Below are 25,713 nucleotides of genomic sequence, written 5' to 3' on the forward strand. Positions count from 1 at the left end.
TAAGACTATGAAAGAAAGGAACAATATGTATAATAATTATAGAAAGTATCCATGCAGTGACTGCATTAATACACAAATGTATAATGTTTATCCATGTCCTTTGTATGACCCAAATTATTTGAGACAATTTAATGATCCTTATATTCCTTTTGATGATGAAATTGAGGATGATTCAAGACTTGAAGCTTCACAATTATCAAGGAGTAATGGATCAATTCAATTGAAGGATTATGGACCACAACCCTTTGTAGTTAACATTAATAAGGCAGCTAAACAAAATAATACTTTTCGTACTGTTTTATGGACAGGAAAACATCTACAAGTTACATTAATGAGTATCAATGTTGGTGATGATATTGGTTTAGAAATTCATCCAAATGTTGACCAATTCATACGTATTGAAGAAGGCCAGGGACTTGTTAAAATGGGAAAAAGCAAATACAATTTGAACTTTCAGAAAAAAGTGTACGATGACTTTGCAATAATGATACCTGCAGGTACATGGCACAATGTTATTAACACAGGTGATAAGGCACTTAAAGTATATTCTATTTATGCACCTCCTCAACATCCGCGAAATACAGTTCATATCACTAAAGCAGATGCACAAGCTGCTGAAAAAGATTAGTACTAATTACGTAAAAAAGTAAACAATTATTTTAACACTGTATTATTCAAAAGAATTTTACAGTGTTTTTTATGTTTATATTTTAAATATATCCTTGGATATGGTATAAAGGATAAATAAGCAAAAGTATGTTTCATGTCATAAGACAAAGTAAAGCACAAAAACACAGGAGTATGCTTTCTAATTTTTATATAATGATTTTAAAAGGAGATGAGATCTTTGGAGACAATTAAGCTGCTAAATAATACACTCGAATATATTGAAAACAATCTAGATATGGAACTTAATATAGAAGATATATCAAAGGTTGCATGTTCATCACGATATCACTTTCAACGCATGTTTTATGCATTAACAGGGGTTACTGTAAGTCAATATATAAGAAATCGGAGGTTGACTCTTGCTGCAGAAGAATTAGCTTCAACAGATAAAAAAGTTATTGATGTGGCATTAAAATATGGATATGAGAGCCCAGAAGCGTTTACTAAGGCATTTCAAAGGCTTCATGGAATATCTCCATCAGCTTTAAAAAGGTTTAATGGGAAAATTAAAGCTTTTCCAAAAATCTCATTTCAAATATCAATAAAAGGAGAATGTGAAATGATTTATAGAATAGTAGAAAAGGAAGCTTTTAAAGTTTTTGGAATAGGATTTATGACAACTAAAGTTAATGATGCTGCTTATAGAGAAATACCGAAATTCATAAGTAAGATTTTTGAAGATGGAACACATGACAGAATTAATGAAATACTAGGTAATCCTAAAGGTACCTTATTGGATGGATTTCATTATGACTTTAAAGAAGATGGTACAAGAAAATATATGATGGGATATGAAATACCTAAAACCGATATGTCAGAAGAATTTACCATACTTGAGATACCTAAACTTACATGGGCAGTATTTGAGGGTCATGGAACTACGCCAGATAACTTGATTATACAGGATATATGGAGACGTATATATTCTGAATGGTTTCCTTCTTCTGGATTTGAACAAGTGGAAGGTCCATGTATTGAAAAAAACCTTTGGAATGATAAAAATCAGAGGGAATATAAGTGTGAAGTATGGATCCCTGTAAAAAGAAAATGTATTAATTCATAAACTTCTTTTATATATTTTCTAAATTTGTAGCATACAAAAGCGGATAAATTTAACTATCCGCTTTGTATAAAACTATTTGTTTAATATAAAATTATTGATAGCATAGGCTATTCCAGATTCATTATTGGACTTAGTTACATATTTTGCCTTCATCTTAATAGCTTCTACAGCATTTCCCATAGCTATAGGCATTCCAGCACATTCAAACATCTCAAGGTCATTATAATTGTCACCAAATACAATAACCTTGTCTAAATCCATTCGGAATTTTTTAGATAAAATCTTTAATGCACTGCCTTTGCAAATATTCGACGCCATTATATCTAGTAGGCCATCAAGCGAACTAACAGCAGTAAGGCTTTTATATTTCGAAAAATAATCCTTTAATAATTTTACATCTTCAGTATCAGAAATTAATAAAACTTTAAATACATCCACTTTTTCTAGATATTCAACTGTAGAATTATCTATGTATTCTATTGGTATCTGCAAGCTAGGAGGTGCAGATTTATTTATACTTTCATAGTTCTCTACCTTATAATTTTTCTTACTGGAATATACCATATTATTAGTATAAACTAGAAAACCAATATCATTTTTTAAACAATATAATATTATTTCTTTTACTATATTTTTATCTATTGTTTTTGAATAAACAATTTCTCCTGTCGTTATATTCTTAATGAGTCCTCCATTGCAACATATTATATTTCCTTCTAAATTTAATTGTTTTATAAAGGACTTCATTAAAAGATCTATTCTTCCAGAAGCAATAATCACTTCTACTCCATTTTGTTGAAGTTTTTTTAATGCGGATTCATTTTCTTTCGATATAATTTCCTTGGAATTGAGAAGTGTTCCATCCATATCACATATGCACCATTTATATTTAAGCATAATTAGTTTCTCCTTAAATGTTTAAATATCAACTAAAAATTTTAATATACTTACTTACAATATCTTGAACGAAATTTATTTCCATCAAGGATATATCAGATAAATGATAGTTTTTACCGTCATTTAATGCTTGTCTTATTTTTTCTACAGTATACATTGATATTTCAGTATTAACATTTATCTTACATATTCCGTTTGCTATACAATCTCTTAATTTTTCTTCAGGTGTACCTGAACCTCCATGAAGTACAAATGGAATGTTTACTTTTTCTTTTATTTTTTTTAAGATATCTACCCTTATATTTGGGATACCTTTATACATTCCATGTACTGTTCCTATGGATACTGCAAGTGCATCAATTTCCGTTATTCTTACAAAATTCTGTGCTTTAGCAGGGCTTGTATAAATTTCCTCATCATCTAGTTTTCCTTCGTGAGAATTTAATCCTGATGCTAAAGAACCTAACTCAGCCTCTACGGATACATTACATGCATGAGCTACTTCAACTACTTTTAAAGTATTTGCAATATTTTCTTCATAGGGTAGTGCTGAACCATCATACATTACTGAAGTAAATCCTGCCCTTATAGCTCTATATATGTTTTCTAAACTTTTACAGTGATCCAAATGTAAGGCAAAAGGTACATCAATATTTTTTGATAAAGTGTTTACTAGGTTATATACAGAATCAACATCCATATTTTTTAAATATTTCTCACCGAAAGCAATTACAGCAGGTGTTTTTTGATTTTTTATAGCTTGGATTACACCTTTTATAGTTTCGTAGTTATATACATTAAATGAACCAATAGCATACTTTTTTAACCTTGCATCTTCAAGGAGCGGTTTCATATTAACTAACATATTTTATCTCCTAATTCTATTTAACTTATTTATTTAAAATTTCAACTGCTTCTCTTAAAGTTGTCTTATTTCCTACGTTCCCAGGAAATATAACATACGCTATTCCAGGAAATTTACTTTCAGCTCCTGTAGTCCAAACAGGTATTCCTGGTTTTATCTGTCCAGCTACGGTTGCTCTTTTTACTTTAAGACCCTTCGTTCCTACGTCACTTGATGTAATTCCACCTTTAGCGACAATATAATTAGGCCTTACATTTAATTTTTCTACAATACTTGTTACTGCATCTGAAATCTTAACAGAAAGTTTTAACTCTTCTTCCTTTTTATTTTCACCAAGGTCTATTCTCTTTCTTGAAGTGTAAACTGCTACAGTTTTACCAGATGCAATAAGTTTTTCAGTTTTTTCAATAATTCTTTGTATTTCTGCCTCAAACTTTTCAGAATCTGAAACAAGATGACAGTTAAATTCAATAAATTCTATGAATGGGCATTTCTTTAATTCTTCTAACTGTTCAGTAGTTTTTTTTACATGAGAACCAACTATTAGTAATCCTCCATTTTTGGAATCTACTTTAATAAGTTCATCTCTAGATAGTAAGTTTTTGTCACTTACTCCGCCAAGTACCTTGGTTAAAGCAGCTGCACTTCTGTACATGAAATTTTTGCCTGATTTTATTGCCTTTACTAAAGCTGTGGCAAATATTTTAACATCTACATAATCTATAGCGTTGACTACTACCTTATTGAAATTCTTCACATCCAGCAATTGTTTTGTAATACCTTCTATATTTAAACTTCTAATATCCTCAAGTGATATGTAAGTTGTATCCTTTGCTTTAAAAGTTCCCTTTGTTTTTTCTTCAATATATTCGCCTAAATGAGATTTTGTATATCCAAAAGTTCTGTCTTTTGCAAATTCAGTTTCACCAGCTGGTATTAAGTATTCACCATCTTGAACATAATGAACATTGCCAATGGTGAAACGACCTCCTTCTTTAAAAAATGGCATTAATACTTCTCCATCAAATTTAACATCAGAATTTGCTTCTACAGTTTGTTTTAAAATTTCTGTTTCAAGAGGATAGTGTCCTCTAAGGGTTGAATCTGATCTGCTAATTATAATATAATCTTTATTAAGTTTTTTAGCCACTTTTGAAATATTTAAAGATATTTCCTTATGTGCTTTTTCCGTTTCAGCTGCAGTAAAACCTCTTGAATTTGTTAAGATAAAAAACATGGGATTTTTTTCTTTAAAGCCACTTTCAATGCTGTCTAACGACCAATCAGTGTAAACTGAAATATCATGAACAGTTTGTACACCTGTTGGATCATCATCAAGTACTACTATTTTTTTATTTAAATTTTTCAATTCTTTATTAAGCATTTTATCTACAATTTCCGTACTTACTTCAGGTATATTATTAAAAGCTTCTTTAGCTAATAGTTTATTATCACTCATAATCTCAGCTCCTTTTAACTTGAACATTTGCGATTTTTTCATAAAACTGAACTATACCGCCGTGATCATCATTTTCTTTCCCATCTGCTTTAAGAGCATGGAATATTTCTAATAATTCGCCTGTTAAAGGAAGTGGAACATCTATATCATGTGCAGTTTCCATGACATTAGTTATATCTTTAAGATTGATAGAAATTTTTCCACCTGGTACGAAGTTTCTATCAAGTATTCTTGGAACTTTTTGATCTAATACAGCACTTCCAGCAAGTCCACCTCGTATAGCGTTATACATTTTTTCAATATCAATTCCTGCTTTTGCTGCAAAAACTAATGCTTCGCTCATAGCTGCAATGTTTAAGTTTACCATAATTTGATTAGCTAATTTTGCAGTACAGCCACAGCCATTGTCGCCAACTAATGTAATTGTCTTTCCCATATCATGAAGTACATCTTTAACTTTATCAAAAACTTCTTCATTTCCACCTACCATTATTGCAAGGGTGCCATCTATAGCTCCTGTTTCTCCTCCACTTACTGGAGCATCTAACATTTCAATATCCTTTTTATTAACTTCACATGCAATTTTCTTTGAAACTACTGGTGATATTGAACTCATATCAATTATAACTGAACCTTTTTTTGCACTTTCAATTACACCATTTTCACCTAAAACAACTTCTTCTACATGCTTTGAATTTGGAAGCATTGTAAAGATTATATCTTTATTTTCTGCTGTTTCTTTTGGAGATTTGGCACCGACTGCGCCTTCATGCACTAACTTCTGAGCAGCACTTTCGTTTATATCGTATACAGTTACCTTATGGCCTGCCTTCATAAGATTTAATACCATAGGTCTTCCCATTATTCCAAGTCCTATAAATCCAATATTTTTCTCCATATTTTTTCCCTCCAATTTAAATAATAATAGATTTATAAATATATTTTGTTTTTAATGAAACGTTTACTTAAAACTAAGAAATATAGTTTATAAATTTGATGGTAAAAACAATTAAATTTATAAACGTGATAGTATTTTTTCTACTTTATATTAATCATAGTAGTAATTTTACTACTATGATTAATATACTACCTCAAAATTTTTATGTCAATAATAGTTAAGTTTTTATCAAATTTTAGGGTGCAATTTAGCAATAAAAAAACTTATTTTACAATAATTAAAGTTAATTATTGTAAAATAAGTTTTTCGTTTAAGTTTTGTTTTTTGCCACAGCAACTCTTGATTTGTTTATACTATCTATACATTTTTGGCCAACACGTAAAACTGCTGATACATACAAAATATCAATTATTACAAGCTGATTTATTCTGGATATCATAGCATCTGAACGATACTCTGTTTCACGAGAAGAGCTCAATAATAGTATGTCTGATTTTTTAGCTAAAGCTGAATGCGGATAACTAGTTATAGAAGCAATTGTAGCATTATTTTCTTTAGCAAAATCAACAGCATCTTTTATTTCACGGCTTTCTCCAGAATGTGATATGGCAACTATTAAGTCTTCTTTATGGCAGTGAGAAGCTATCATGTTCATAATATGTGGGTCGTTACAAAATTTCACGTTAAAACCAAGTTGAAGAAATTTATGATATGCATCTCCAGCAATCATATTTGAGGCACCTACACCAAAAAAATAATTTCTTTAGCCTTAATGATGGTATCAATAAATAAATTAACCTGCTGTTTATCCACGATGTTATTTAAATCATTTATGGAATCAGTTGTTAAATCTATGACTTTTCTCTTGACTGTATTTATATCATCATCCGGTTGTATTTCTCCATATATAGATTTTGTTGAATTATCTGAAATTTGCTGAGCTACTTTAATTCTAAAAACCTGATACGATTCGTAGCCGATTTTTTTTAAAAATCTAAATATAGTTGGCTCACTAGTATTGCACTCACTTGCAAGATCGCTAATTGAATATAAAATAACCTTTTCAGGATTTGAAAGGATATAATCCGCAATATTTTTTTGAGTAGGAGATAAATTATTATAATTAGTTCTTATTAAAGAAAAAACATCTTTTTCTATTATAATCACCTCACCCTCTTATTAAATAGTATTTTATTCACATTTGCTATAGTAACTCAAATTTTAATATAATACAATACTTCCTAATTTTATAATGTCCATTATAAAATTAGGAAGTATTGTAAATTAAAGGCCTACAAATAAAATAATCCTTAGTAAGTAAATTTGGTTCCTATAGTCTCTCCCATAAGTATTTTGGTTTCATACCCTAGATTTGATTGTTTTAGTAAATCTTTATCTATGGTTACTTTGTTCTGCTCAAAAAATAATATAACTGTAGAGCCACCGAACTTAAAATAACCTTTTTCATCACCTTTTTTAATAGTTTCTTTAGGCAAATAGGTTTGAATTATAGAACCTACACAGGTAGCACCTACTTCTACATAGAGTACATCACCGAAGTTATCTGAATGAAATATGCTCCATTCTCTTTTGTTTTTACAAAAAAGATTAGCAATACTTTTTAAGGCAATTGGATTTACAGAATAGTAATTACCTTTAATTTTATGTGTAGATTCACATATACCGGAATCTATAAAATGAAATCTATGGTAATCTGTAGGGCAAAGTCTTAATATTAAACAGGTACCATTTTTAAATTTTGCAGCTATTTTGGGATCATCTATTAAATCAAAAAGACTATATGTATATCCTTTAATCTGAACGATTTTGTTTAAATCTATATTTTCATATACTATTAATCTTCCATCTCCGGGAGATATTAATATATTTTTGTTGCTATCAATAGGTCTTGCAGTATCTTTGAGAGATCTTGAAAAAAAGTCATTAAAACATCTAAAATTCTTATAGTTTTCTCTAAATTCATTTATATCTATATTAAAATCTTTTATAAATTGACTAATTTTCTTTTTGCTGTATTTACTATTGCAAAAGTTCCCATATAATTTGGAAAAAACTTTTTTCTTAATTATGAGTTCTAATAATTTCATTCCACAAGGGGAAGAATAAGTCCAATTTAAATAAGTGCCTCCTGCTACTTTTTCTATTTCATATTTTTTACTTTTTCTATTAAAATATTTAATCATTTTTTCCTACCTTAAAACATTTTATTTACAGCTTATTTTAACACTATAATGTTAATATAGAAATAATTTTTGTAAAAATAATGTATTAAAAACTATTGAGTTATTTTAACAACAAAAGTATAATGTAAATGAATATAATTGTACTGACCAGTCAGCCGTTATATAATAAAAATCTGGAGTGGTATTAATGAGTAATACTAAAAGAACCATTTTTGAATCTGCTATAAAAGTCTTTTCCAAGAATGGATACAGTGGTGCTACTATGGATGCTATAGCAGCAGATGCAGGAGTAGCAAAGGGAACATTATACTATCATTTTAAAAGTAAAGAAGAGATATTTAAATATATTATAGAAGAGGGCATGAATGTAATAAGAAAAAGCATAGAAGAGGAATCCCAAAATGAAACAAACCCTTTAAACAGAATAAAAATTGTATGTAAAGTTCAGTGGGGATTAGTTTATGAAAACAGGGATTTCTTTAAGGTAGTTATGAGCCAACTTTGGGGCCAAGAAGTAAGACAATTGGAATTAAGGGAATATATAAGAAAATACATAGTATATATACAATCTTACTTAGATGATGCTATGGAGAAGGGATACATAAAAACATGTAATTCTTTATTTTTAGCATATGATTTATTTGGGACAATTTGTTCTGTTGCTATTTATGAATTGATAAATGAAAAAAACAAAGATTTAAATGAAATGATAGATAATCTTATGTACAGAATTTTAAATGGAATAAAAGGAGAGATCCTAAGTTGAATCTCTCTTTAAAGTTTTCCAGATTTAATTATTGAAATTATTAGAGTAATGCCGATTACTATAAAAAATAAAAAGTTTATAACATGCAGTAAAGGTACAGCATGTATTTTTGGACCTGTATTTGAATTTAAAATTAAGGAAGAACTTATAATCATAGAACATAATATAAGTGAGATAGAAAGTCTATTTACCATTTTATTTAATTGATTTAATGAATCATCTATTTTATTAAATTTTAGTTGAATTTTAGCTCTTCCATTTAATATGCTGTCTATTAATTCTACAGTTTTCATAGGAAGTTTGAAAAAATTTTTTGTGAAGTTACCAGAATCTATAAGTATATTTTCTAGATCAAAATTTTTCAAAAAATAAAATTCATTATTGTTTTTCACAAAGGGTATTGCTATATCTAAAATTTCTATGTCAGGAGCTATTTCAGCTACTAAGCCTTCTACTATAATTAAGCTTTTTACTAATAATATTAAATCCCTAGGTAAAGTGATATTATTGTTTTTTGCACATTTAAAGATTTCTGTTATAAGTACGGAAATTTTTATGTTTTTGAGAGAAGTGAACAGATAATTTGACAGAAACAATTCTACATCTTCATACAATTTATTTCTATCAGTTAATTCCTTTTTTATACCTATGGACATAATTACAGATACAAGCTTATCTGTGTCTTTATAGGCAATGGACATAATTGCATCGTTTAAAAGTAATTTTAATCTAGGAGAAATGGAACCCATTATTCCAAAATCAATAAAACATATTTTGTTGTCTTGTATCAATAAATTACCTGGATGAGGATCTGCATGAAAGAACCCATCTGTGAAAACTTGTTTAAAAAAACATAAGGCTAATTTTTTGCCTAAGTCCTGTAAGGAGTACTCCTCTTTTTTTAGTCTTTCTATATTATTTATTTTAAATCCATAGATTTTTTCCATGGTAAGTACTTTGCTTCCACATAAATCTTTTATTATATAGGGAACATAACAAAATTTTACGTTTTTGTTTAGTTCTTTAAATCTTATCATATTGTCTACTTCAAGGTTGAAATCTAGCTCTTTTCTAGTGGAAGATAGCAGTTCTTTTAAAGCTTCTTCTGGATCTATTAGTGCATCTTTAAATTTGTTTTTAGTAAGTTTCATGATTTTATACAATATGGATATATCTGTTTCCATTTTTTGTTTTATATCAGGTCTCTGCACTTTTACAATGACTTTTTTCCCATTTTTTAAAGTTGCATTATGTACTTGTGCAATTGATCCAGAGGCTATAGGATTTCTTTCAAAATATAAAAAGCATTCATTTATATTTTTATTAAATTCATTGAAAAATACTATATCTATATCTTCATACTTCTCTGGAAGTACATCATCTTGGAGCTTTGAAAGTTCTTTAATGTAGGATGAAGGCAATATGTCTGGCCTTGAACTAAGTATTTGGCCTATTTTTATAAAGGTAGGTCCAAGTTCCTCGAAAGCTTTTCTTAGGTTTTCAGGAGATTTATTCTTATTGGAGGTTTTAGTTTCTCTTAAGAATTTAAAACCATACTTAGCTAGTACCTTCATTATTTCCTTAAATCTTTGTGAATATATTTTTCTCATAAGTTATCTCAAATAACTAAAGCCTAAAATGGCTTTAGTCATTATTGTTTATTTTATTTTCAAGTTTAGTTAACCTATCATTTATTGATGCGATATCTTCTTTGGAAGCAAAGTTCATGTTACTTAATATAGATATAACTTCATTTTTGGTTAATGGCTTTATTTGATCTTTTTTTGCTAAAGCATTTTTCTTTAATTCTTCGGATAATTGTTTTCCCTCATCTACTGTTATTTTCCCTTTCTCCACCATTTCGGAAATTAGATTTACTGCTTTTTCATAGGTATATGCAGCTGAACCTACCCCAGCTAAGAATAAACTCTTTAATTCATTAATCATATTTTTCCTCCCTTATAATTAGGTTATAATCACTAATATATTTAAATTTTCAATTATTAACTAAAAAAAATTGACAATTATTATAAACTATAATAAAATAGTTAAGTAGCGATTATATATATGCGCTCGTAGCTCAGTAGGATAGAGCAGCGGTTTCCTAAACCGCGTGCCGGAGGTTCGACTCCTCTCGGGCGCACCATAAGTCTTGTAAATATTATATTTGCAGGACGTTTATTTTATGAGGATTTTCATTGTTTTTTATAGTATATCCTTATTTTATATTTATATTTTATTTATTCAATTTATATGTGTCATAATGCAATAAATACTTAGATTTTTGGGGCATTTTATGAAAGACTTTATGTTGGAAGCCATAAGGCAGGCAAAAAAAGGGTTGAAATTAGGTGAAGTTCCAGTAGGAGCTGTTATAGTAAAAGATAATGAAATAATATCAAGTTGTCATAATTTAAAAGAGACAGTTGGAATTGTTACTGCCCATGCAGAAATGCTTGCAATTCAAAATGCATCAGAGATACTTAGTAATTGGAGATTAACTGGATGCAGTATGTATGTTACTTTAGAGCCGTGTCCTATGTGTGCAGGAGCTATATTACAGTGCAGAATAAACAAACTGTATATAGGCACTTTCGATCCTACTATGGGGGCTTGTGGTTCTGTGGTTAACATATTACAAAATAGGCGGTTAAATCGTTGGGTAGATATTCAGTGGATGTATAATGAACAGTGTAGTGAAATGTTAGAAAAATTTTTTAAAAGTAGAAGGTAATATGGAGAGATGTCCGAGAGGTCGAAGGTGATTGACTCGAAATCAATTGTGCAGCGTAAAACTGCACCGGGGGTTCGAATCCCCCTCTCTCCGCCACCAACAAACCCGCGTAAATCAAGGACTTATGCGGGTTTCCTTATGCCTTTTTATGGTGCACGTGTTTTTGTAGTATTCACCTTCGTCCGGCAATTTCAAAAGTTATTTCATTTTTGCCGTTGTTTTATTCAAATCAACAAGTATTAATGTTGCAAGCCCTCCGCAAAGCAGTAGGCTAATGCAACTAAGTACTATTTGCCATGTCGATGTGTCATAGTAGCCAGAAATGGCAAATACAGCCGTAATAGGATACAGAGCTTTTAGGGTATTTGACATACTCGTAAATAGTCCGGCAAAAGAATAAATTTCAGCAAATAACAGTGCAAGCCAATATCCTTTTTTCATACGCGATACAAAAGCAATAATGGGTGAGATAGCAAGGAATATACCTAAGCCGTCCAGAAAATATGCTTTCAGAAAATTTAGAACCATTCCTATTGATAAATCAGAAAAATGTAAGATGGCCTCAACCGAAAATGTTATAGCAAAGAGCAGCAAATAAAGGAATATGCTGAACGCAAAAGTAACAATCATTTTTGCAGCGGTTAAGTTCGCTTCATTTACGGGAATAAGCCGCAGAGATTTTATAGTGTCATCCTGTTCTTCACGACAAATCATATAACTGCCAAAAAGGGCAATGACAGCTGGAAGAACAAAAATTGTTGCCAGTGGTTGAGCTACATCCATATACCAGCCTGCATTATATATATCAGGCTGAGAGGCACTAAACAAATCCTGACCTCCTAAAAAGACCATCACCGCTACCATAATTGTTGAAAAAACTGTAATCCAAACTATCTTTGAACGGCGAAGTTTTTGACATTCCCCCCAAAGTAATTTTTTCATGCTTCACACCTCACCTTCTTCTTCCCAATGCAATATTTGCAAATAATACTGCAACAATATCCCAAACGCAAATACAAAGAAATGCTAAAGGAATGTTGATTGCTTGTGTAAATGCAACGCCCGGAATATCTTTATTTCGCATGATGATAACATCCATGCTGCATAACGGGTGTAAATACATATTTACCGTCATTAAGATAACACTGGAAAAGGCATACACCAATGTGATACAAACAGGAAGAATATATCCTTTTTGTGCTGCAGCGATTGCTAAAATTGGCAGCATTACAAACGCAGTAAGAACACCAATCTCCAAGCATTTTTTGAATAAATATAAAACGCTTTCCCATTCAAATGCGACATATCCGGGAAGTACACTGAACAGCACAGAAGCAACAGCTGTAATCAGCATGAAACAGATGGAGTAAATTAAAACCACAAAAAATTTGCTGAAAAAGTATCCCATTTTGCTGACAGGCACAATCCAAAGTTGTTTGAGCATATCATACTGATTTTCGTCGTACATAAGTATGGTGCAAAGCACTCCCAAAACAACAGGCAAGATAATAAAAACCGTATAACTGAATGCTGACCATTTATAGAACTGTATTGCTTCATCAAAACCTGTTTTCCATGCATATTTAAATAATAAGAATGCTAGAAATGGCATTATGAGAGCTGACAACATCATAATCCACACAAATTTTCTACGTCGTAGTTTAAGAAATTCTATTTGAATAAGTTTAAGCAATGCCATCTCCTCCTGTAATTTTTCTGAAATAGTCCTCTAAAGTATCATTACAAAGTTGAGAACTGATAACGGTTATATTCTGCATCACAAGGGCTTTATTGATTTCACCCATATCCAGAGCGGTGGCATAAAGCCGTAAAGTATGGTCGTCTTGAACAGAATAATCTTTCAGGTGAAATTGACGCTCTAAAATCAGTGACGCTTTCGGAATGTCTGAAACTTGCAGCAGGATATATCTGCCGTTTTTCCGTTTCAGCTCCTCCATGCTGCTTTCTTCAAGCAGAGCGCCGTGATCGATAATACCAATATCATCCGCCAGCAATGAGATTTCTGAAAGAATATGACTCGAAATAAGAACAGTCTTTCCGCGCTCAACGCTCAAATTCTTAATGAAATCTCGTACTTCTGCAATGCCGATGGGATCAAGGCCATTGGTCGGTTCGTCTAAAATCAGCAGTTCCGGGTCATGCAGGATCGCATTGGCGATGCCAAGGCGTTGCTTCATGCCGAGAGAATATTTGCCGAACAGCTTTTTATCCTTATAGGGAAGACCGACAACTTCCAAAGCGTTTTTAACAGCATTAGGGGCGGCTGTACCGCGCAGCTTTGCAAAAATCTCTAAGTTTTCCGTTCCTGTCAAATTTGGATAAAACCCTGGGGTTTCGATAATAGCGCCGATACGGGGATATATTCGTTTTTCACGGCCTTTGATATTCTGTCCGAATACATCTACCTCACCAGAAGTGATTGGAGTCAACCCTAAAATCATTTTCATAATAGTGGTTTTTCCAGCTCCGTTGCGCCCCAACAGACCGTAAATCTGGCCTTTTTTTACATGAAGATTGACTGTGCTAACTGCTGTCTGCTCTCCATAAATTTTTGTCAGTTGTTTCGTTTCAATGACAAAATCATTCATATAAAAATTCCTCACTTTCAATAACTTGTTTTCGCAATGTGATAACCGATATAATGTCAGAAGCAATCACAATTAAAAGTATAAAACATTAACCTTGCCAAAACCTTGCCAAAACCTTGCTTTTATCTTGTTTTAGAAGTAAGAAAGCCCTGTGCTGTCACAGGGTTTTTGGCAATAAAATGGTGAATGTAGTTCCAGAGCCGAGAATGCTGGACGCTGTAATCGTCCCTTTGTGAGCGCTGACAAGCTCTTTGGCAATAGAGAGCCCAAGCCCGTTTCCTTTAGCAGCCCGTGAATGGTCGCATTGGTACATTCTTTCAAAAATAAGAGAGAGATTATCAGAAGATATACCTTTCCCGTTGTCTGTTATTACAATTTTAGCCTGTTGTTCATTCTCAAAAATACGCAGCGCCATATTATCACCCTCACTGTGGGTGATAATATTTTGTAATAGATTATTGAGAATACGGGTATACGCAGTTGCGTCTATGCGCATGGAATACTCTGTTTCAGGTATATCAAATTCATATTCAAAATGGCTGTTTTCTAAAATAGGAATCCAATCAGCTATAATATTACGGGATAACTCATTCAAATCACAAATCTCAAAATGAAAAATTTGTTCCCCGGAATCTAATTTAACCCATTCAAACAGATTTTCTACAAAATGTTTTAGGTGCTGGGCTTTATTAGACGCAACATGGATATATTCGTCCTTTTCTTCTCCTACAACAATTTTACTTTCGATTGCTTCCAAATAACCAACCAATGAAGCAAGTGGTGTTTTCACATCATGGGAAAGACTTGCCATTATCCGTTTGTATGCCTGCTCTGATTGCTTTTGCTGAATAAGCCGTGATTGGCTGCTTAGTGCAATTTCGTTAATACCATAACAAATTTGCCTTGTCATATCGCTCTCCGTTGCTAAAACACGTCGATTAAGGTTTCCATTTTTTATATCTTCTAAAGCGTCTTTTATAAGTGTAAGCTGTGTTCGAACTCGCCATAAGGTAGAAACAAGGTATGCTATAATAAGCAGGGTAAAAACCAACGCAAAAAGGAGATAAACAATTATATTCATGTCAAGCCTCCTTATTAAAACGATAGCCTACACCCCGGACGGTCAAAATGTAAAATAGATGCTCTGGGTCTGGCTCAATCTTTTTTCGCAATTTACTGATAAAAGACATAATGTTATTATCATCGTAAGCATATTCTTCTTCCCATACCTGCATATAAATCTGTTTTTTGGTAAACACCCGTCCCTTATTGGAAGCCAGAAATGAAAGTAAATCAAATTCTTTGCTTGTAAGCTCAACTGGAATGTCATTAACAGAAACCATGCGATTTGCTTTATCAATTACCATGCCCTTTAACATTATATAATCAGTGTCAGTTATAAAAGTCGGGTTTAAGGTAGTGTAGCGGCGAATAAGGGAATTTACACGAGCCATTAGTTCGTTAATACTGAACGGTTTTGTTAGGTAGTCGTCAGCACCTAGCCGCAGCCCGGAAACCTTATCATCCTCATCACTTTTAGCAGTGAGCATAAGCACCGGCATATTACTTGTTTCCCTAATTTTTTTGAGAACTTGAAAACCGTCTATATCCGGCATCATTACGTCCAAAATTACAAGGGAGCAGCTATTTTTATTTTCGTCAGCTAGACGTAGTCCCTCTACACCGCCATGTGCAATAATAGCAGATAAATTTTCTTGTTCTACACACTTTTTCATAAGAACGCAAAGCTCTTTGTCATCATCTATAATCAAAACATTATTCATGTTGGAACTCCTTTCCCCTCTGTGTTCTGCCGTCAATTGGCTTTTCTGCGTCTTTTGGTATCAGCCACATATAGCCAAGTTTTGAAACGCCTAGTATGCGGTTTTCCTCACAAAGTTTTTGTACTCGCCGCTCTGAAGTGTCCCATTTTTTAGCCGCCTCTGGGGTAGAAATATAATCCATAATCATCCGTCCTTTCTGGTTCATAATAATATTATATACGGACAGCCGAATGATACCAATATGCAGATAGGATAAATATGATTTATTCTTGTCAATTAAATGATATGTATAATATCATACTTTTTCAATTTGCCCTCAATTAAGCTATAGGTAGATATTTACATATAAAATTTTTTATAAAAAGTGTTGAAATATTATTATATTCATAGTATAATACTGATTGTTGTGGTGGTTTCTAAACCACAAAACTTAATATAAATTTATTTCATGAGTAAACCTGTGGAGAGATGTCCGAGTGGTTGAAGGAGCACGCCTGGAAAGCGTGTGTAGGGGCAACTCTACCGGGGGTTCGAATCCCCCTCTCTCCGCCATTTTAACTTTGTCGTGCTAGATGGGGAGTTAGCGGTGCCCTGTAACCTGCAATCCGCTATAGCAGGGTTGAATTCCTAGCTTAGGCTGTAAAATGTGAGGTCTGGCCCATAAAAGTGGCGTTGAGAACTGGATCCCACGCAACGGAAACTCATGAACCCCGTCAGGTCCGGAAGGAAGCAGCGGTAAGTGAATATTTTCGTGTGCCGTGGATAAACCTGGTTTGAGTTAACTGTATGGGTAACGCTTATAGTTTACTAGACGAAGCAAGGTGCACGACTTTAATAATGACTGAAAATTAAAAGATACCATAAGGTATCTTTTTTGTTATACGATTAAAGATAGGTTATAATATATGAAGGAAGGTGATAATATGCCTTATACTGCATTATATAGAGAATGGAGACCTAAAACTTTTTCAGATGTGGTAGGTCAAGATCATATAACGGTTACATTGAAAAATCAAATATTAAACCATAGAATAGCCCATGCATACTTATTTTCTGGAACAAGGGGTACTGGAAAGACTTCTACGGCTAAGATACTGGCAAAAGCGGTAAATTGTTTGAACCTTCAAGATGGAGAACCTTGTAATGAATGTGAAATGTGCAAAAAAATAAATGCAGGTATTTCAATAGATGTAATTGAAATGGATGCTGCTTCTAAAAGAAGATTGGAAGACATTAAAGATGTAATAGAAAATGTAAAATATCCTCCTCAGGAGGGTAAATACAAAGTTTATATAATGGACGAAGTTCATATGCTTACTCAAGAAGCAGTAAACGCATTTTTAAAGACTTTAGAAGAACCACCTCTAAACGTAATATTTATTCTTGCTACTACTGATCCTCAGAAATTACCTGTTACTATACTTTCCAGATGTCAAAAGTTTGATTTCAGAAGGATAAAAAGTTCAGAGATATTTAATAGATTAAGATGCATAGTTAGTGAACAGGGAATTTTTGCAGATGACAGAAGCCTGAATTTAATAGCCAGAATATGCGATGGAGCCATGAGGGATGCACTTAGTATATTGGATCAGGCAATATCTATGGGAAATGGTAAAGTTGAATACGACGATGTAGTTAACATGTTAGGTCTAGTTACTAATGAGAATTTATTAAGACTTACAGATAGCATAATAGAAAAGAACGTAGAGTCTTCGATGAGAGTAATTGATGATATAGTTCTAAGTGGAAAAGATATATTTAATTTTATTAAGGACTTGATAATTCATCTAAGAAATCTTTTAATGGTAAAGGTGTCTAACAATCCAGAAGATGTACTTGATATGTCAGAAGAAAATATAAATCTTTTAAAAGATCAAGCGCAGAAAATACGAGTAGAAGAAATAATGAGAGATATAAGAATACTTCAAGATGCTCAGGAACAATCTAAATGGACTAAACAAAGCAGAATTTATTTAGAACTTTCAGCTATAAAGATGTGTAAAATAGAATATGATACGTCAAAGGAAGTAATACTTGCAAGATTAAATAGATTGGAAGAAGCCTTTAGGCAAGGAAAAATTAAAGTATCAAATGAAAAGATTGATGCTAAGGTGGAAAAAGAGACTGTACCTAAAAAAATAGTAGATACCTATAGAGAAAGTAACACTGAAGAACATAAGACAAAAAATAATTCATCAAATGACGAAGTACAGACAGCAAATAAAGAAAATATATATTCAAAGATAACATTAGATATAGTTAAAAAAAGCTGGAAAGATATACTTGAATCACTTAAAAGTAAGCATCAAATGGTTTTATTTGCAGCACTTACTACAGGAAGAGTAGTTAAATGTGAAAAAGGTATAATAACTATAGAGTATGGTAAAGAATATGCTTTCCATAAACAGAGGCTGGAAAAGAATGAAAATAGAAAAATAGTTGAACAGGTTTTTTCAGAAGTGTTGAAGGAAAAAGTTATAATTAGATATATTATAGAAGACGAAGTGGAGGATGTATCTGTATCCAAGGAGAAATTATTAAAGGATACCTTTGGGGAGGATATAGTAGAAATATTTGATGAATAAATGTAAAATAACCTTAGATAAAATTTGATAAAAATATGGTATAATTAAATATAAATTAGTTAATTGAGGAGGAAATATACTATGGCAAGAGGCGGAATACCTAATTTTGGTGGCGGCGGAAATATGAATAATTTAATGAAGCAAGCCCAGAAACTTCAAAAACAAATGGAGACTATGCAATCAGAACTTCAAAATAAAGAGTTTTCTGCTACTGCTGGCGGTGGAGCAGTTACTGTATCAGTAAATGGTAAAAAAGAAATAGTAGATATAAAAATTAAACCAGAAGTTGTAGATCCAGAAGATGTAGAAATGCTTCAGGATTTAATTTTAGCTGCATGTAATGAGGCACTTAAGAATGCAGAAAAAGAGACTGCTTCTGAAATGCAAAAAGTAACTGGTGGACTTAATATACCAGGAATGTTTTAAGATTATGGACCCCATCTTATTGATGGGGTTTTAAATTGAGGTGATACTATGGATTTTTATCCTGCAGCTATTGAAAAATTAATAGAAGAGTTTGCGAAGTTACCGGGAATAGGCTATAAAACAGCTCAAAGACTTACCCTTTATATATTGAATTTACCAGGTGATGAAGTAAAGGAGTTTGCAAAAGCTTTAGTTAATGCAAGAGGTACTATAAGATACTGCTCTGTTTGTGGAAATTTTACAGATTCAGATCCCTGTGCTATATGTTCAAATCCAAATAGAGATAAGAGCGTAATATGTGTAGTAGAACAGCCTAAGGATATAATGGCTATGGAAAGAATTAAAGAGTACAATGGTGTTTATCATGTGCTGCACGGCAATATATCACCTATGGCAGGAAGAGGGCCTAATGATATAAAGCTTAAGGAACTTATAACAAGAATTAATGGAAATGTGAAAGAAGTTATAGTTGCAACTAACCCAAATGTAGAAGGAGAAGCTACAGCTATGTATATATCTAAAATATTGAAACACCTTGGAGTGAAGGTAACTAGAATAGCCCATGGTATTCCTGTTGGTGGAAATTTAGAATATGCAGATGAAATCACTCTGTCAAAAGCACTAGAAGGTAGAGTAGAGATATAAAGTAAATTATAATGTGTTTAGATCAGGATTCTTTAATAATGTATATTGACGCTAATTTATGTCAATTATTAAAATAACATATAATTTAGGAGGATTCTGATTTTATGAACAAGTATAATATAATCAAATATTTGTTGGCAAAAAATTCTAAATACACAAAAAATCAAAAAAGATTATTAAATGATATAAATGAAGCTAGGGAAGAGTTGGAAAGATGTGCTATATACTTTGATACCGTGAAAGATCCGCACTTGGTTGATTATGCTATATATATGGAAGAGGCAGCAAAATCAAAATACATGTATTTATTAAACGAAGTAAAGAAAAATGGAATAGATTTGAATTACAATAGTATGTTCCCTAATTTAAAGGAAAATAAAAAATCATCTTAAATAAAAATTTTTAGCTTATTCCTTTTATTAATATTTTTTAATTGTTAGAATATAAATTAGATAGTATTTATATTAAGTTTTTTATTTAAATGTTTTGCTATAAGAAAAATGAGGAGGAATAAGCAATATGTTAACAAGCGATATGTTTCAGTATATAGGATATTTTTTAATTGCCATATTAGGACTTTATGTGTTAGTAAAAGTATTTTCGTGGCCTTTAAAAATTTTATTTAAACTTATTATAAATGCTGTACTTGGTGTAGTACTGCTAGTTATAGTGAATTTAATAGGAAAATACTTTTCATTTAGTATAGGTATTAATGCAATTACAGCACTTATTGCAGGATTTTTTGGAATACCAGGAGTGATATTTCTTATAATATTTAAACTATTTCTCTAAAATTCTTATTAATAAACCACTTTTTATTTTTTAAAAGGGTGGTTTTATTTTGATTAACTTAAATTTGGTTTTATTGGAGATGGTGTATTGATATTTAACAAACAAATAGTAAAGGCTAGGTTTATTAGCAGACCTAATAGATTTCAAGCCTATGTAAATATAGATGGTGTGCAATTGATGATTCATGTACCTAATACAGGAAGGTGCAGGGAAATTCTCATACCTGGAGCTACAGTAATTTTAAGAGAGGAAAATAACCCAAATAGAAAGACAAAATACGATTTAATAGCTGCCTACAAGGGAACAAGATTAATAAATATAGATTCTCAAATTCCAAATAGAATTGTAGATGAAGCGTTAAAAATGAATAAAATAAGTTATTTTAGAGATTGTAAAAACGTAGAGCGGGAAAAAACTTTCGGAAACAGCAGGTTTGATTTTAAGTTATTGGATAAAGATAATAAGGAATATTATCTTGAAGTAAAAGGAGTTACTTTTGAAGAAAATGGAGTTGCCAGGTTTCCGGACGCACCTACAGAAAGAGGAAGAAAACATTTATTGGAATTAGTGCAAGTGAAAAAATCTAATATTGGGGCTGCAGTTTTATTTTTAATTCAAATGGAAGGCATTAAGTGTTTCAAACCTTACGATGAAATTGATAAGAAGTTTGGAGAGTATCTTAGATATGCTGATAAAGAAGGGGTAAAAATTCTTGCTTATGATTGTTTTTTAGGTGAAAATTTTATAATATTAAAGGATGAAATAAAAGTATGCTTATAAATAAAAAAATATTATTTTAATATATATTTTATAATGTACCCCCTAATTTTATAGTATAATTAATATATAAATTTTGGAAAATTTTATTTATTCAGGTTAAGGAGGTGTAGCTGCTTTATGAAGCAGTGTGTATATGAAATTTAAATATTGTCCTATGTGTGGAAAAGAATTGGAAGAAAAATACAGTTGGGATGAAGGTGGAGTACCTTATTGCCCTAAAGATGATATAATGTATTTTGATACTCCAAGACCTTGTGTAATAGTGGCTGTAATAAAGGAAAATAAAATATTGTTATTAAAACAAAGTTATATATTTAAAGATTCTAAAGTTTTATTGTCTGGATATGTTACAAATGGAGAAACAGTAGAAGAAACTGTGCATAGAGAAGTATTTGAAGAAGCGGGACTTAAGGTAAAGGATTTGAAGTATTTAGGAAGCGAATATGTAAAAAATAACAGTAAAGAAATAATAATGCTTACTTTCATGGCGAAGTATGATGGTGGAAATATAAAAAAATCTGCAGAAGTGGAATGGGTAAATTGGGGATATATAGAAGATGCATTATGTGAAATGAAAGAAGATGAAATTGGAAAGAGAATAGTTAGGAAGGTTTTAAAGGAATTAGGTTATACTGAAGAAAAAGCCTATAGATGCGATAATAACAATTGTCAAACAGATAGTTAAATACAAGGAGGGGAAAACATGGCTAAATATATACCGCAAGTAGATGGAATTGAAAGAAAGCATATGATTAGAGTACCTGAAGTTATTAGAGAAGCAAGTGGAATAAGAATATTTGGAAAAAGGCTAAAGTCTTTTTTATTCACTACAGATGTAGCTATTATAAAAAATACTGATGCAGATGCAGTTATTGCTGTATATCCGTTTACACCACAGCCGCTTATAACACATGCAATTATTTTATCCGCAGATATACCTGTTTTTTGTGGTGTTGGAAGCGGAATTTCAACAGCCAAAAGAATTTTAAATTTAGCATTAGATGCAGAATTTAAAGGTGCCATGGGAGTTGTTGTAAATAGTCCTACGTCTAATGAAGTTATAAAGCAAATGAGAGATAGCATAGATATACCAATAATAGTAACTATAGTATCTGAATATGAGGATGTACAAAAGAGAATAGAAGCGGGGGCTACTATAATAAATGTGTCTGGAGCTGAGGAAACTGCTAAAATAGTCAAAAAAGTTAGAAGTCAGTATCCTAATTTCCCAATAATAGCTACAGGAGGACCCACAGAGGAAAATATGAGAGAAACTATACGTGCAGGAGCTAATGCTGTAGCTTTTACACCTCCTACTTCGGCTGAAATTTTAAGACAAATTATGATTGAACATAGGAAAAAATGTAAAAATAGAAGACCAGAATAAATATTTACAGTATATTATAGGGAGAGGAGCAACTACTTTTATTTTGATTATTTAAAAATAAAAGATTAAATTAGTATGAAAGGTATTTTATATTATTTTAGTGGTACGGGAAATACTAAGTGGGTGGCTGATAGATTTAAGGAAAAATTTCAGCTTTATAACGTAGATATAGACTTAGCGTATATTCAATCTCTAGAAGAAAGAAAAACAAAAAAATATGATTTTATAATCATTGGTTTTCCTGTACATTGGAAGTTACCACCAAAAATTGTAACAAATTTTTTAAATAGACTGAATAATACAAAAGAGAATGTAAGGGTTATAGTATATTCTACACAAGGTGCTTCATCATCTTCAGCTTCTTGTTTTGTTGCAGGATGTTTAAAAAAGAAAGGATATGTACCATCTATACAGATTAGCATAAAAATGCCTAATAATTTTTACTTCTTTATAGGTAAAAAATATAATGAAAGTGAAATAGAAAATTTGCTTATTTCTGTTGATAAAAAGATTACGAATATAGTGGAAAACTTTATAAAAGGGAGGATTGTAAAAGAATCTAATTCTTTAATAAGACTTCAATTTAGTAAAGTACTGCACAGCGTGTTCAAAGGTAGGGTTCCTAAATTATCTAGAAATATATCATCAACTAAAGATTGTATTAAATGTGGGTTATGCCTTAGAAATTGTCCTCAAGGTAATATAACATTTGAAAATGGACATGCAGTTTTTCATAGTAAATGTATTTTATGTTTAAGATGCATACATATATGCCCAATAAATGCAGTAAGATACAGAGGTAAGAAAATAGATCAAACTCAAAAAAATATTATACAGGTATTAGATCTGAATAAATAAATTTTTGATCCTGAATTACACAAATAGCTTCTAACAATTCTAATGTTGGAGGCTATTTTAGAATTAAATTTTTTAGCTTGGGAATAATAAAAATACAATATTTTTCAGGAGTGAGTTTTATGATTTCAGCCCAAGATAAAAGAATTGTTGCAGAAAATTGTAAAGAATATGAATCTAAAAATAGTATTCTGGGATTACAGGTAAGCTATATCTCAGGAAGTTGCAGTAATTGTGTGAATTTTGTAAATAACAAATGCAGTAAAGATTTGCTTTACAAAATTGAACAAGTGATAAGTATGAATTAAATTTAACAGTGAAAGGGGCAGCTAAAATGGGAAGTATAGGTCAAATGGTAGGTGTTGCTAATTCTTGTCCGGGATATGAAAGAAAAGATATTTCATTTAATTCCGGCATAGGAAATTCTGACACTAAAAGCTGTACTAATTGCAGAAACTTGCAAAATGGCATATGTATTAAAGATCTTTATGACAAAGTCTTAACTAGTTTAGACCAAACATAGTTATTAAAAATTATTTTTTAAATTTTAAAAATATGTATTGACATATAAAAATATAAACTATATAATAATACCAATGAAAGACAAACGTTAGCAAATTTGATATTATTCTATGAAGAGAATAGTAACATAAGTTAGGTAATAGAGAGTCAGTGGAAGGTGTAAACTGATACCAATGCTTTTGTGAATCCACCTTGGAGAATTATTATGATGAATAATACGGAAAAACCGTTATTTTAATGAGAGAGTTATATTATATATAACTAATAAGGGTGGCAACGCGAACCAATCGTCCCTATGTGGGATTTGATTGGTTCTTTTTTATTTATAGTAAATTCTCATATGCTAAATATTTTGCTAATAGTATTTCAAATTTAATATTATTCTATGAAGAGAATAGTAGCGTAAGTTAGGTAGTAGAGAGTCAGTGGAAGGTGTAAACTGATACCGATGCTTTTGTGAATCCACCTTGGAGAATTATTATGATGAATAATACGGAAAAACCGTTATTTTAATGAGAGGGTTATATTATTATAACCAACAAGGGTGGCAACGCGAGGCAATCGTCCCTAAAGGGATCTGGTTGGCTTTTATTTTTTACAACACGCGCTTTATCAGTGTAGAACTTTAAACTGTTAAATAACATTAGATTATTAATTAAATAAATTTATTTGGAGGTAAAAACATGCATAAGAAATTATTTATTCCTGGACCAGTAGAAGTTAGAGAAGATGTATTAGAGAAGATGGCTACACCTATGATAGGACATAGAAGCAAAGAAGCTTCCAAGCTTCAAAGAGACATTAGTGACAAGATGAGAAAAGTATTTCATACAAAGGAAGAAATTTTACTTTCAACATCATCTGGAACAGGACTGTTGGAAGGTGCTATAAGATGTAGTACAGCTAAGAGGGCAGCAGTTTTTTCAATAGGAGCTTTCGGAAAAAGATGGCATCAAATTGCAGAATGTAATAACGTACCAGCAGATTTATACGAAGTAGAATGGGGTAAGGCAGCAGATGTTAATGAAATAGACAAAGTTTTAGCTACAGGAAAATATGATTCACTTTGTATAACTCATAATGAAACTTCTACAGGAGTTATGAATCCAATAGAAGAAATAGCAGAAGTAGTAAAAAAATATCCAGATATAGTATGGTGTGTAGATACAGTTAGCTCCATGGGAGGTACTAAAATAGAAGTGGATAAGCTTGGCATTGATATATGTTTGACATCGAGCCAGAAAGCTTTAGGACTTCCTCCAGGAATGGCTATATGCTCTTTTTCAAAAAAAGCAGTAGAAAGAGCAAAAAATGTAAAATTTAGAGGATATTATTTGGATTTACTTTCAATATATAATTATATACAAAAGAAAGATTATCAATATCCATCTACTCCATCCCTTTCACATATGTTTGCAATGGATTATCAATTGGATAGAATCTTAGAAGAGGGGCTTGAAAATAGATATAATAGACATTTGGAAATGGCTAAATATGTGAGAGAATGGGCTAAAAAGTATTTTGAATTATTTGCAGATGAAAGATATCTTTCAAATACTCTTACTAATATAAAGAATACTAGGGATATAGATGTAGCAGAACTTAATAAAAAGTTGGGTGAAAGAGGATTCCAGATATCAAATGGATACGGAAAATTAAAGGGGAAAGCATTTAGAATAGCTCATATGGCTGATTGTACTCTTGATGATATAAAAGAACTTTTGGAAAATATTAATGAAATATTAGGATTATAAGTTTTAAGGGGACTAGGGA

The 25,713-nt window shown here is 31.3% G+C and carries 31 protein-coding genes, 3 tRNA genes, 1 other RNA gene and 2 other annotated features; of the genes, 20 read left to right on the forward strand and 15 right to left on the reverse strand.

The window, feature by feature from the left end:
* Nucleotides 1–25: 25 nt before the first annotated feature.
* Together CLJU_RS00305 and CLJU_RS00310 are read left to right on the forward strand one after the other, a co-directional pair.
* Nucleotides 26–628, forward strand: coding sequence for a cupin domain-containing protein (locus tag CLJU_RS00305; RefSeq protein WP_013236770.1), 603 nt, complete (start codon nucleotides 26–28; stop codon nucleotides 626–628).
* Between the two features lie 210 nt (nucleotides 629–838).
* Nucleotides 839–1,732, forward strand: a complete 894-nt coding sequence (locus CLJU_RS00310; RefSeq protein WP_406540914.1) for an AraC family transcriptional regulator — start codon at nucleotides 839–841, stop codon at nucleotides 1,730–1,732.
* A gap of 72 nt (nucleotides 1,733–1,804) precedes the next feature.
* Here CLJU_RS00310 and CLJU_RS00315 read toward each other — a convergent pair whose 3' ends face one another.
* From CLJU_RS00315 to CLJU_RS00340, 7 genes are all read right to left on the reverse strand, one after another.
* Nucleotides 1,805–2,629 (reverse strand): Cof-type HAD-IIB family hydrolase, encoded by an 825-nt coding sequence (locus tag CLJU_RS00315; RefSeq protein WP_013236772.1) that lies wholly within the window; start codon nucleotides 2,627–2,629, stop codon nucleotides 1,805–1,807.
* A 28-nt stretch (nucleotides 2,630–2,657) separates the two neighbouring features.
* On the reverse strand, nucleotides 2,658–3,494 hold the full coding sequence (locus tag CLJU_RS00320) for a class II fructose-bisphosphate aldolase (protein WP_013236773.1): 837 nt from the start codon (nucleotides 3,492–3,494) through the stop codon (nucleotides 2,658–2,660).
* Between the two features lie 25 nt (nucleotides 3,495–3,519).
* Nucleotides 3,520–4,953 carry a four-carbon acid sugar kinase family protein gene (locus tag CLJU_RS00325; RefSeq protein ID WP_013236774.1) on the reverse strand — a complete coding sequence of 478 codons (1,434 nt, stop codon included), beginning with the start codon at nucleotides 4,951–4,953 and terminating at the stop codon, nucleotides 3,520–3,522.
* A gap of 4 nt (nucleotides 4,954–4,957) precedes the next feature.
* Nucleotides 4,958–5,851: a 2-hydroxy-3-oxopropionate reductase gene (gene garR / locus CLJU_RS00330; RefSeq protein ID WP_013236775.1), complete on the reverse strand. Its 894-nt coding sequence runs from the start codon at nucleotides 5,849–5,851 to the stop codon at nucleotides 4,958–4,960.
* Nucleotides 5,852–6,161: 310 nt separating this feature from the next.
* A complete protein-coding gene (locus CLJU_RS22755) occupies nucleotides 6,162–6,581 on the reverse strand; it encodes a MurR/RpiR family transcriptional regulator (protein ID WP_199275868.1) in 420 nt (139 codons plus the stop codon).
* Between the two features lie 11 nt (nucleotides 6,582–6,592).
* Nucleotides 6,593–7,018: a MurR/RpiR family transcriptional regulator gene (locus CLJU_RS22760; RefSeq protein ID WP_199275869.1), complete on the reverse strand. Its 426-nt coding sequence runs from the start codon at nucleotides 7,016–7,018 to the stop codon at nucleotides 6,593–6,595.
* Nucleotides 7,019–7,161: 143 nt separating this feature from the next.
* Nucleotides 7,162–8,055: a phosphatidylserine decarboxylase gene (locus CLJU_RS00340; RefSeq protein WP_013236776.1), complete on the reverse strand. Its 894-nt coding sequence runs from the start codon at nucleotides 8,053–8,055 to the stop codon at nucleotides 7,162–7,164.
* A 187-nt stretch (nucleotides 8,056–8,242) separates the two neighbouring features.
* Here CLJU_RS00340 and CLJU_RS00345 point away from each other — a divergent pair, with 187 nt between their 5' ends.
* Nucleotides 8,243–8,821 (forward strand): TetR/AcrR family transcriptional regulator, encoded by a 579-nt coding sequence (locus CLJU_RS00345; RefSeq protein ID WP_013236777.1) that lies wholly within the window; start codon nucleotides 8,243–8,245, stop codon nucleotides 8,819–8,821.
* Between the two features lie 8 nt (nucleotides 8,822–8,829).
* On the opposite strand, the gene CLJU_RS00350 is transcribed toward CLJU_RS00345, so the two are convergent.
* Both CLJU_RS00350 and CLJU_RS00355 read right to left on the reverse strand, forming a co-directional pair.
* A complete protein-coding gene (locus CLJU_RS00350) occupies nucleotides 8,830–10,431 on the reverse strand; it encodes an ABC1 kinase family protein (RefSeq protein WP_023162513.1) in 1,602 nt (533 codons plus the stop codon).
* Between the two features lie 34 nt (nucleotides 10,432–10,465).
* A complete protein-coding gene (locus tag CLJU_RS00355; RefSeq protein ID WP_013236779.1) occupies nucleotides 10,466–10,768 on the reverse strand; it encodes a phasin family protein in 303 nt (100 codons plus the stop codon).
* A gap of 122 nt (nucleotides 10,769–10,890) precedes the next feature.
* On the opposite strand from CLJU_RS00355, the gene CLJU_RS00360 reads away from it, so the two are divergent.
* The 3 genes from CLJU_RS00360 (at nucleotide 10,891) to CLJU_RS00370 (ending at nucleotide 11,651) form a co-directional block, all read left to right on the forward strand.
* Nucleotides 10,891–10,967, forward strand: a tRNA-Arg gene (locus tag CLJU_RS00360).
* A gap of 150 nt (nucleotides 10,968–11,117) precedes the next feature.
* Entirely contained in the window at nucleotides 11,118–11,555 is a 438-nt protein-coding gene (locus tag CLJU_RS00365; protein ID WP_013236780.1) for a nucleoside deaminase, read from the forward strand.
* A 3-nt stretch (nucleotides 11,556–11,558) separates the two neighbouring features.
* Nucleotides 11,559–11,651: transfer RNA gene (locus CLJU_RS00370), tRNA-Ser, on the forward strand.
* 102 nt (nucleotides 11,652–11,753) lie between these two features.
* Here the strand turns inward: CLJU_RS00370 and CLJU_RS00375 are convergent.
* From CLJU_RS00375 to CLJU_RS00400, 6 genes are all read right to left on the reverse strand, one after another.
* Nucleotides 11,754–12,497 carry an ABC transporter permease gene (locus tag CLJU_RS00375; protein WP_013236781.1) on the reverse strand — a complete coding sequence of 248 codons (744 nt, stop codon included), beginning with the start codon at nucleotides 12,495–12,497 and terminating at the stop codon, nucleotides 11,754–11,756.
* A gap of 10 nt (nucleotides 12,498–12,507) precedes the next feature.
* Nucleotides 12,508–13,248: an ABC transporter permease gene (locus CLJU_RS00380; RefSeq protein ID WP_013236782.1), complete on the reverse strand. Its 741-nt coding sequence runs from the start codon at nucleotides 13,246–13,248 to the stop codon at nucleotides 12,508–12,510.
* Nucleotides 13,241–14,164, reverse strand: coding sequence for an ABC transporter ATP-binding protein (locus CLJU_RS00385; RefSeq protein WP_013236783.1), 924 nt, complete (start codon nucleotides 14,162–14,164; stop codon nucleotides 13,241–13,243). Before CLJU_RS00385 ends, CLJU_RS00380 begins: the two co-directional genes overlap by 8 nt.
* A 157-nt stretch (nucleotides 14,165–14,321) precedes the next feature.
* Nucleotides 14,322–15,245 carry a sensor histidine kinase gene (locus CLJU_RS00390; protein ID WP_013236784.1) on the reverse strand — a complete coding sequence of 308 codons (924 nt, stop codon included), beginning with the start codon at nucleotides 15,243–15,245 and terminating at the stop codon, nucleotides 14,322–14,324.
* 1 nt (nucleotide 15,246) lies between these two features.
* Nucleotides 15,247–15,948 carry a response regulator transcription factor gene (locus CLJU_RS00395; protein ID WP_013236785.1) on the reverse strand — a complete coding sequence of 234 codons (702 nt, stop codon included), beginning with the start codon at nucleotides 15,946–15,948 and terminating at the stop codon, nucleotides 15,247–15,249.
* A complete protein-coding gene (locus tag CLJU_RS00400; RefSeq protein WP_023162515.1) occupies nucleotides 15,941–16,129 on the reverse strand; it encodes a helix-turn-helix domain-containing protein in 189 nt (62 codons plus the stop codon). The genes CLJU_RS00395 and CLJU_RS00400 overlap by 8 nt, the downstream gene beginning before the upstream one ends.
* A gap of 281 nt (nucleotides 16,130–16,410) precedes the next feature.
* Between CLJU_RS00400 and CLJU_RS00405 the strand changes: the two genes are divergently transcribed.
* From CLJU_RS00405 to CLJU_RS00465, 14 genes are all read left to right on the forward strand, one after another.
* Nucleotides 16,411–16,500 (forward strand) — tRNA-Ser (locus CLJU_RS00405).
* An 11-nt stretch (nucleotides 16,501–16,511) separates the two neighbouring features.
* Nucleotides 16,512–16,777: signal recognition particle sRNA large type (gene ffs / locus CLJU_RS21525), an RNA gene on the forward strand.
* Nucleotides 16,778–16,871: 94 nt separating this feature from the next.
* Nucleotides 16,872–18,533, forward strand: a complete 1,662-nt coding sequence (dnaX, locus tag CLJU_RS00410) for a DNA polymerase III subunit gamma/tau (RefSeq protein ID WP_013236787.1) — start codon at nucleotides 16,872–16,874, stop codon at nucleotides 18,531–18,533.
* Between the two features lie 81 nt (nucleotides 18,534–18,614).
* Complete coding sequence (locus CLJU_RS00415) at nucleotides 18,615–18,959, forward strand: YbaB/EbfC family nucleoid-associated protein (RefSeq protein ID WP_013236788.1); 345 nt, start codon at nucleotides 18,615–18,617, stop codon at nucleotides 18,957–18,959.
* A 48-nt stretch (nucleotides 18,960–19,007) separates the two neighbouring features.
* A complete protein-coding gene (recR, locus tag CLJU_RS00420; RefSeq protein ID WP_013236789.1) occupies nucleotides 19,008–19,604 on the forward strand; it encodes a recombination mediator RecR in 597 nt (198 codons plus the stop codon).
* Nucleotides 19,605–19,708: 104 nt separating this feature from the next.
* A complete protein-coding gene (locus tag CLJU_RS00425) occupies nucleotides 19,709–19,996 on the forward strand; it encodes a DUF2508 family protein (RefSeq protein ID WP_013236790.1) in 288 nt (95 codons plus the stop codon).
* Nucleotides 19,997–20,123: 127 nt separating this feature from the next.
* Nucleotides 20,124–20,396 carry a pro-sigmaK processing inhibitor BofA family protein gene (locus tag CLJU_RS00430; RefSeq protein ID WP_013236791.1) on the forward strand — a complete coding sequence of 91 codons (273 nt, stop codon included), beginning with the start codon at nucleotides 20,124–20,126 and terminating at the stop codon, nucleotides 20,394–20,396.
* Between the two features lie 87 nt (nucleotides 20,397–20,483).
* The gene (sfsA, locus tag CLJU_RS00435) at nucleotides 20,484–21,176 is read left to right on the forward strand and encodes a DNA/RNA nuclease SfsA (RefSeq protein WP_013236792.1); all 693 of its coding nucleotides are present in this window, start codon (nucleotides 20,484–20,486) and stop codon (nucleotides 21,174–21,176) included.
* Between the two features lie 133 nt (nucleotides 21,177–21,309).
* A complete protein-coding gene (locus CLJU_RS00440) occupies nucleotides 21,310–21,861 on the forward strand; it encodes an NAD(+) diphosphatase (RefSeq protein WP_013236793.1) in 552 nt (183 codons plus the stop codon).
* 18 nt (nucleotides 21,862–21,879) lie between these two features.
* A complete protein-coding gene (locus CLJU_RS00445) occupies nucleotides 21,880–22,563 on the forward strand; it encodes a beta/alpha barrel domain-containing protein (RefSeq protein ID WP_013236794.1) in 684 nt (227 codons plus the stop codon).
* Between the two features lie 75 nt (nucleotides 22,564–22,638).
* On the forward strand, nucleotides 22,639–23,421 hold the full coding sequence (locus tag CLJU_RS00450) for an EFR1 family ferrodoxin (RefSeq protein ID WP_023162518.1): 783 nt from the start codon (nucleotides 22,639–22,641) through the stop codon (nucleotides 23,419–23,421).
* Nucleotides 23,422–23,540: 119 nt separating this feature from the next.
* Complete coding sequence (locus CLJU_RS00455; RefSeq protein ID WP_013236796.1) at nucleotides 23,541–23,726, forward strand: hypothetical protein; 186 nt, start codon at nucleotides 23,541–23,543, stop codon at nucleotides 23,724–23,726.
* A 26-nt stretch (nucleotides 23,727–23,752) separates the two neighbouring features.
* The gene (locus tag CLJU_RS00460; protein WP_013236797.1) at nucleotides 23,753–23,941 is read left to right on the forward strand and encodes a hypothetical protein; all 189 of its coding nucleotides are present in this window, start codon (nucleotides 23,753–23,755) and stop codon (nucleotides 23,939–23,941) included.
* Between the two features lie 100 nt (nucleotides 23,942–24,041).
* Nucleotides 24,042–24,238: a binding site (T-box leader), on the forward strand.
* Between the two features lie 78 nt (nucleotides 24,239–24,316).
* Nucleotides 24,317–24,512 (forward strand) — a binding site (T-box leader).
* 111 nt (nucleotides 24,513–24,623) lie between these two features.
* Nucleotides 24,624–25,694, forward strand: a complete 1,071-nt coding sequence (locus CLJU_RS00465; protein WP_013236798.1) for a pyridoxal-phosphate-dependent aminotransferase family protein — start codon at nucleotides 24,624–24,626, stop codon at nucleotides 25,692–25,694.
* Nucleotides 25,695–25,713 lie beyond the last annotated feature (19 nt).

Source organism: Clostridium ljungdahlii DSM 13528 (assembly GCF_000143685.1).
In the GTDB taxonomy this organism is placed as follows: Bacteria; Bacillota; Clostridia; order Clostridiales; family Clostridiaceae; genus Clostridium_B; species Clostridium_B ljungdahlii.

Bases quoted from the DNA above. Each gene is read 5' to 3' on its own strand.
- recR (WP_013236789.1), top strand. From the start codon at position 19,008: ATGGATTTTTATCCTGCAGCTATTGAAAAATTAATAGAAGAGTTTGCG.
- CLJU_RS00440 (WP_013236793.1), top strand. From the start codon at position 21,310: ATGAAATTTAAATATTGTCCTATGTGTGGAAAAGAATTGGAAGAAAAA.
- CLJU_RS00460 (WP_013236797.1), top strand. From the start codon at position 23,753: ATGGGAAGTATAGGTCAAATGGTAGGTGTTGCTAATTCTTGTCCGGGA.
- CLJU_RS00395 (WP_013236785.1), bottom strand. From the start codon at position 15,948: ATGAATAATGTTTTGATTATAGATGATGACAAAGAGCTTTGCGTTCTT.
- CLJU_RS00390 (WP_013236784.1), bottom strand. From the start codon at position 15,245: ATGAATATAATTGTTTATCTCCTTTTTGCGTTGGTTTTTACCCTGCTT.
- CLJU_RS00325 (WP_013236774.1), bottom strand. From the start codon at position 4,953: ATGAGTGATAATAAACTATTAGCTAAAGAAGCTTTTAATAATATACCT.
- CLJU_RS00455 (WP_013236796.1), top strand. From the start codon at position 23,541: ATGATTTCAGCCCAAGATAAAAGAATTGTTGCAGAAAATTGTAAAGAA.
- CLJU_RS00345 (WP_013236777.1), top strand. From the start codon at position 8,243: ATGAGTAATACTAAAAGAACCATTTTTGAATCTGCTATAAAAGTCTTT.
- CLJU_RS00430 (WP_013236791.1), top strand. From the start codon at position 20,124: ATGTTAACAAGCGATATGTTTCAGTATATAGGATATTTTTTAATTGCC.
- CLJU_RS00305 (WP_013236770.1), top strand. From the start codon at position 26: ATGTATAATAATTATAGAAAGTATCCATGCAGTGACTGCATTAATACA.
- garR (WP_013236775.1), bottom strand. From the start codon at position 5,851: ATGGAGAAAAATATTGGATTTATAGGACTTGGAATAATGGGAAGACCT.
- CLJU_RS00445 (WP_013236794.1), top strand. From the start codon at position 21,880: ATGGCTAAATATATACCGCAAGTAGATGGAATTGAAAGAAAGCATATG.
- CLJU_RS00350 (WP_023162513.1), bottom strand. From the start codon at position 10,431: ATGAGAAAAATATATTCACAAAGATTTAAGGAAATAATGAAGGTACTA.
- dnaX (WP_013236787.1), top strand. From the start codon at position 16,872: ATGCCTTATACTGCATTATATAGAGAATGGAGACCTAAAACTTTTTCA.
- CLJU_RS00465 (WP_013236798.1), top strand. From the start codon at position 24,624: ATGCATAAGAAATTATTTATTCCTGGACCAGTAGAAGTTAGAGAAGAT.
- CLJU_RS00425 (WP_013236790.1), top strand. From the start codon at position 19,709: ATGAACAAGTATAATATAATCAAATATTTGTTGGCAAAAAATTCTAAA.
- CLJU_RS00355 (WP_013236779.1), bottom strand. From the start codon at position 10,768: ATGATTAATGAATTAAAGAGTTTATTCTTAGCTGGGGTAGGTTCAGCT.
- CLJU_RS00340 (WP_013236776.1), bottom strand. From the start codon at position 8,055: ATGATTAAATATTTTAATAGAAAAAGTAAAAAATATGAAATAGAAAAA.
- CLJU_RS22755 (WP_199275868.1), bottom strand. From the start codon at position 6,581: ATGATTGCTGGAGATGCATATCATAAATTTCTTCAACTTGGTTTTAAC.
- CLJU_RS00315 (WP_013236772.1), bottom strand. From the start codon at position 2,629: ATGCTTAAATATAAATGGTGCATATGTGATATGGATGGAACACTTCTC.
- CLJU_RS00450 (WP_023162518.1), top strand. From the start codon at position 22,639: ATGAAAGGTATTTTATATTATTTTAGTGGTACGGGAAATACTAAGTGG.
- CLJU_RS00415 (WP_013236788.1), top strand. From the start codon at position 18,615: ATGGCAAGAGGCGGAATACCTAATTTTGGTGGCGGCGGAAATATGAAT.
- CLJU_RS00385 (WP_013236783.1), bottom strand. From the start codon at position 14,164: ATGAATGATTTTGTCATTGAAACGAAACAACTGACAAAAATTTATGGA.
- CLJU_RS00400 (WP_023162515.1), bottom strand. From the start codon at position 16,129: ATGGATTATATTTCTACCCCAGAGGCGGCTAAAAAATGGGACACTTCA.
- CLJU_RS00375 (WP_013236781.1), bottom strand. From the start codon at position 12,497: ATGAAAAAATTACTTTGGGGGGAATGTCAAAAACTTCGCCGTTCAAAG.
- CLJU_RS00310 (WP_406540914.1), top strand. From the start codon at position 839: ATGAGATCTTTGGAGACAATTAAGCTGCTAAATAATACACTCGAATAT.
- CLJU_RS00365 (WP_013236780.1), top strand. From the start codon at position 11,118: ATGAAAGACTTTATGTTGGAAGCCATAAGGCAGGCAAAAAAAGGGTTG.
- CLJU_RS00320 (WP_013236773.1), bottom strand. From the start codon at position 3,494: ATGTTAGTTAATATGAAACCGCTCCTTGAAGATGCAAGGTTAAAAAAG.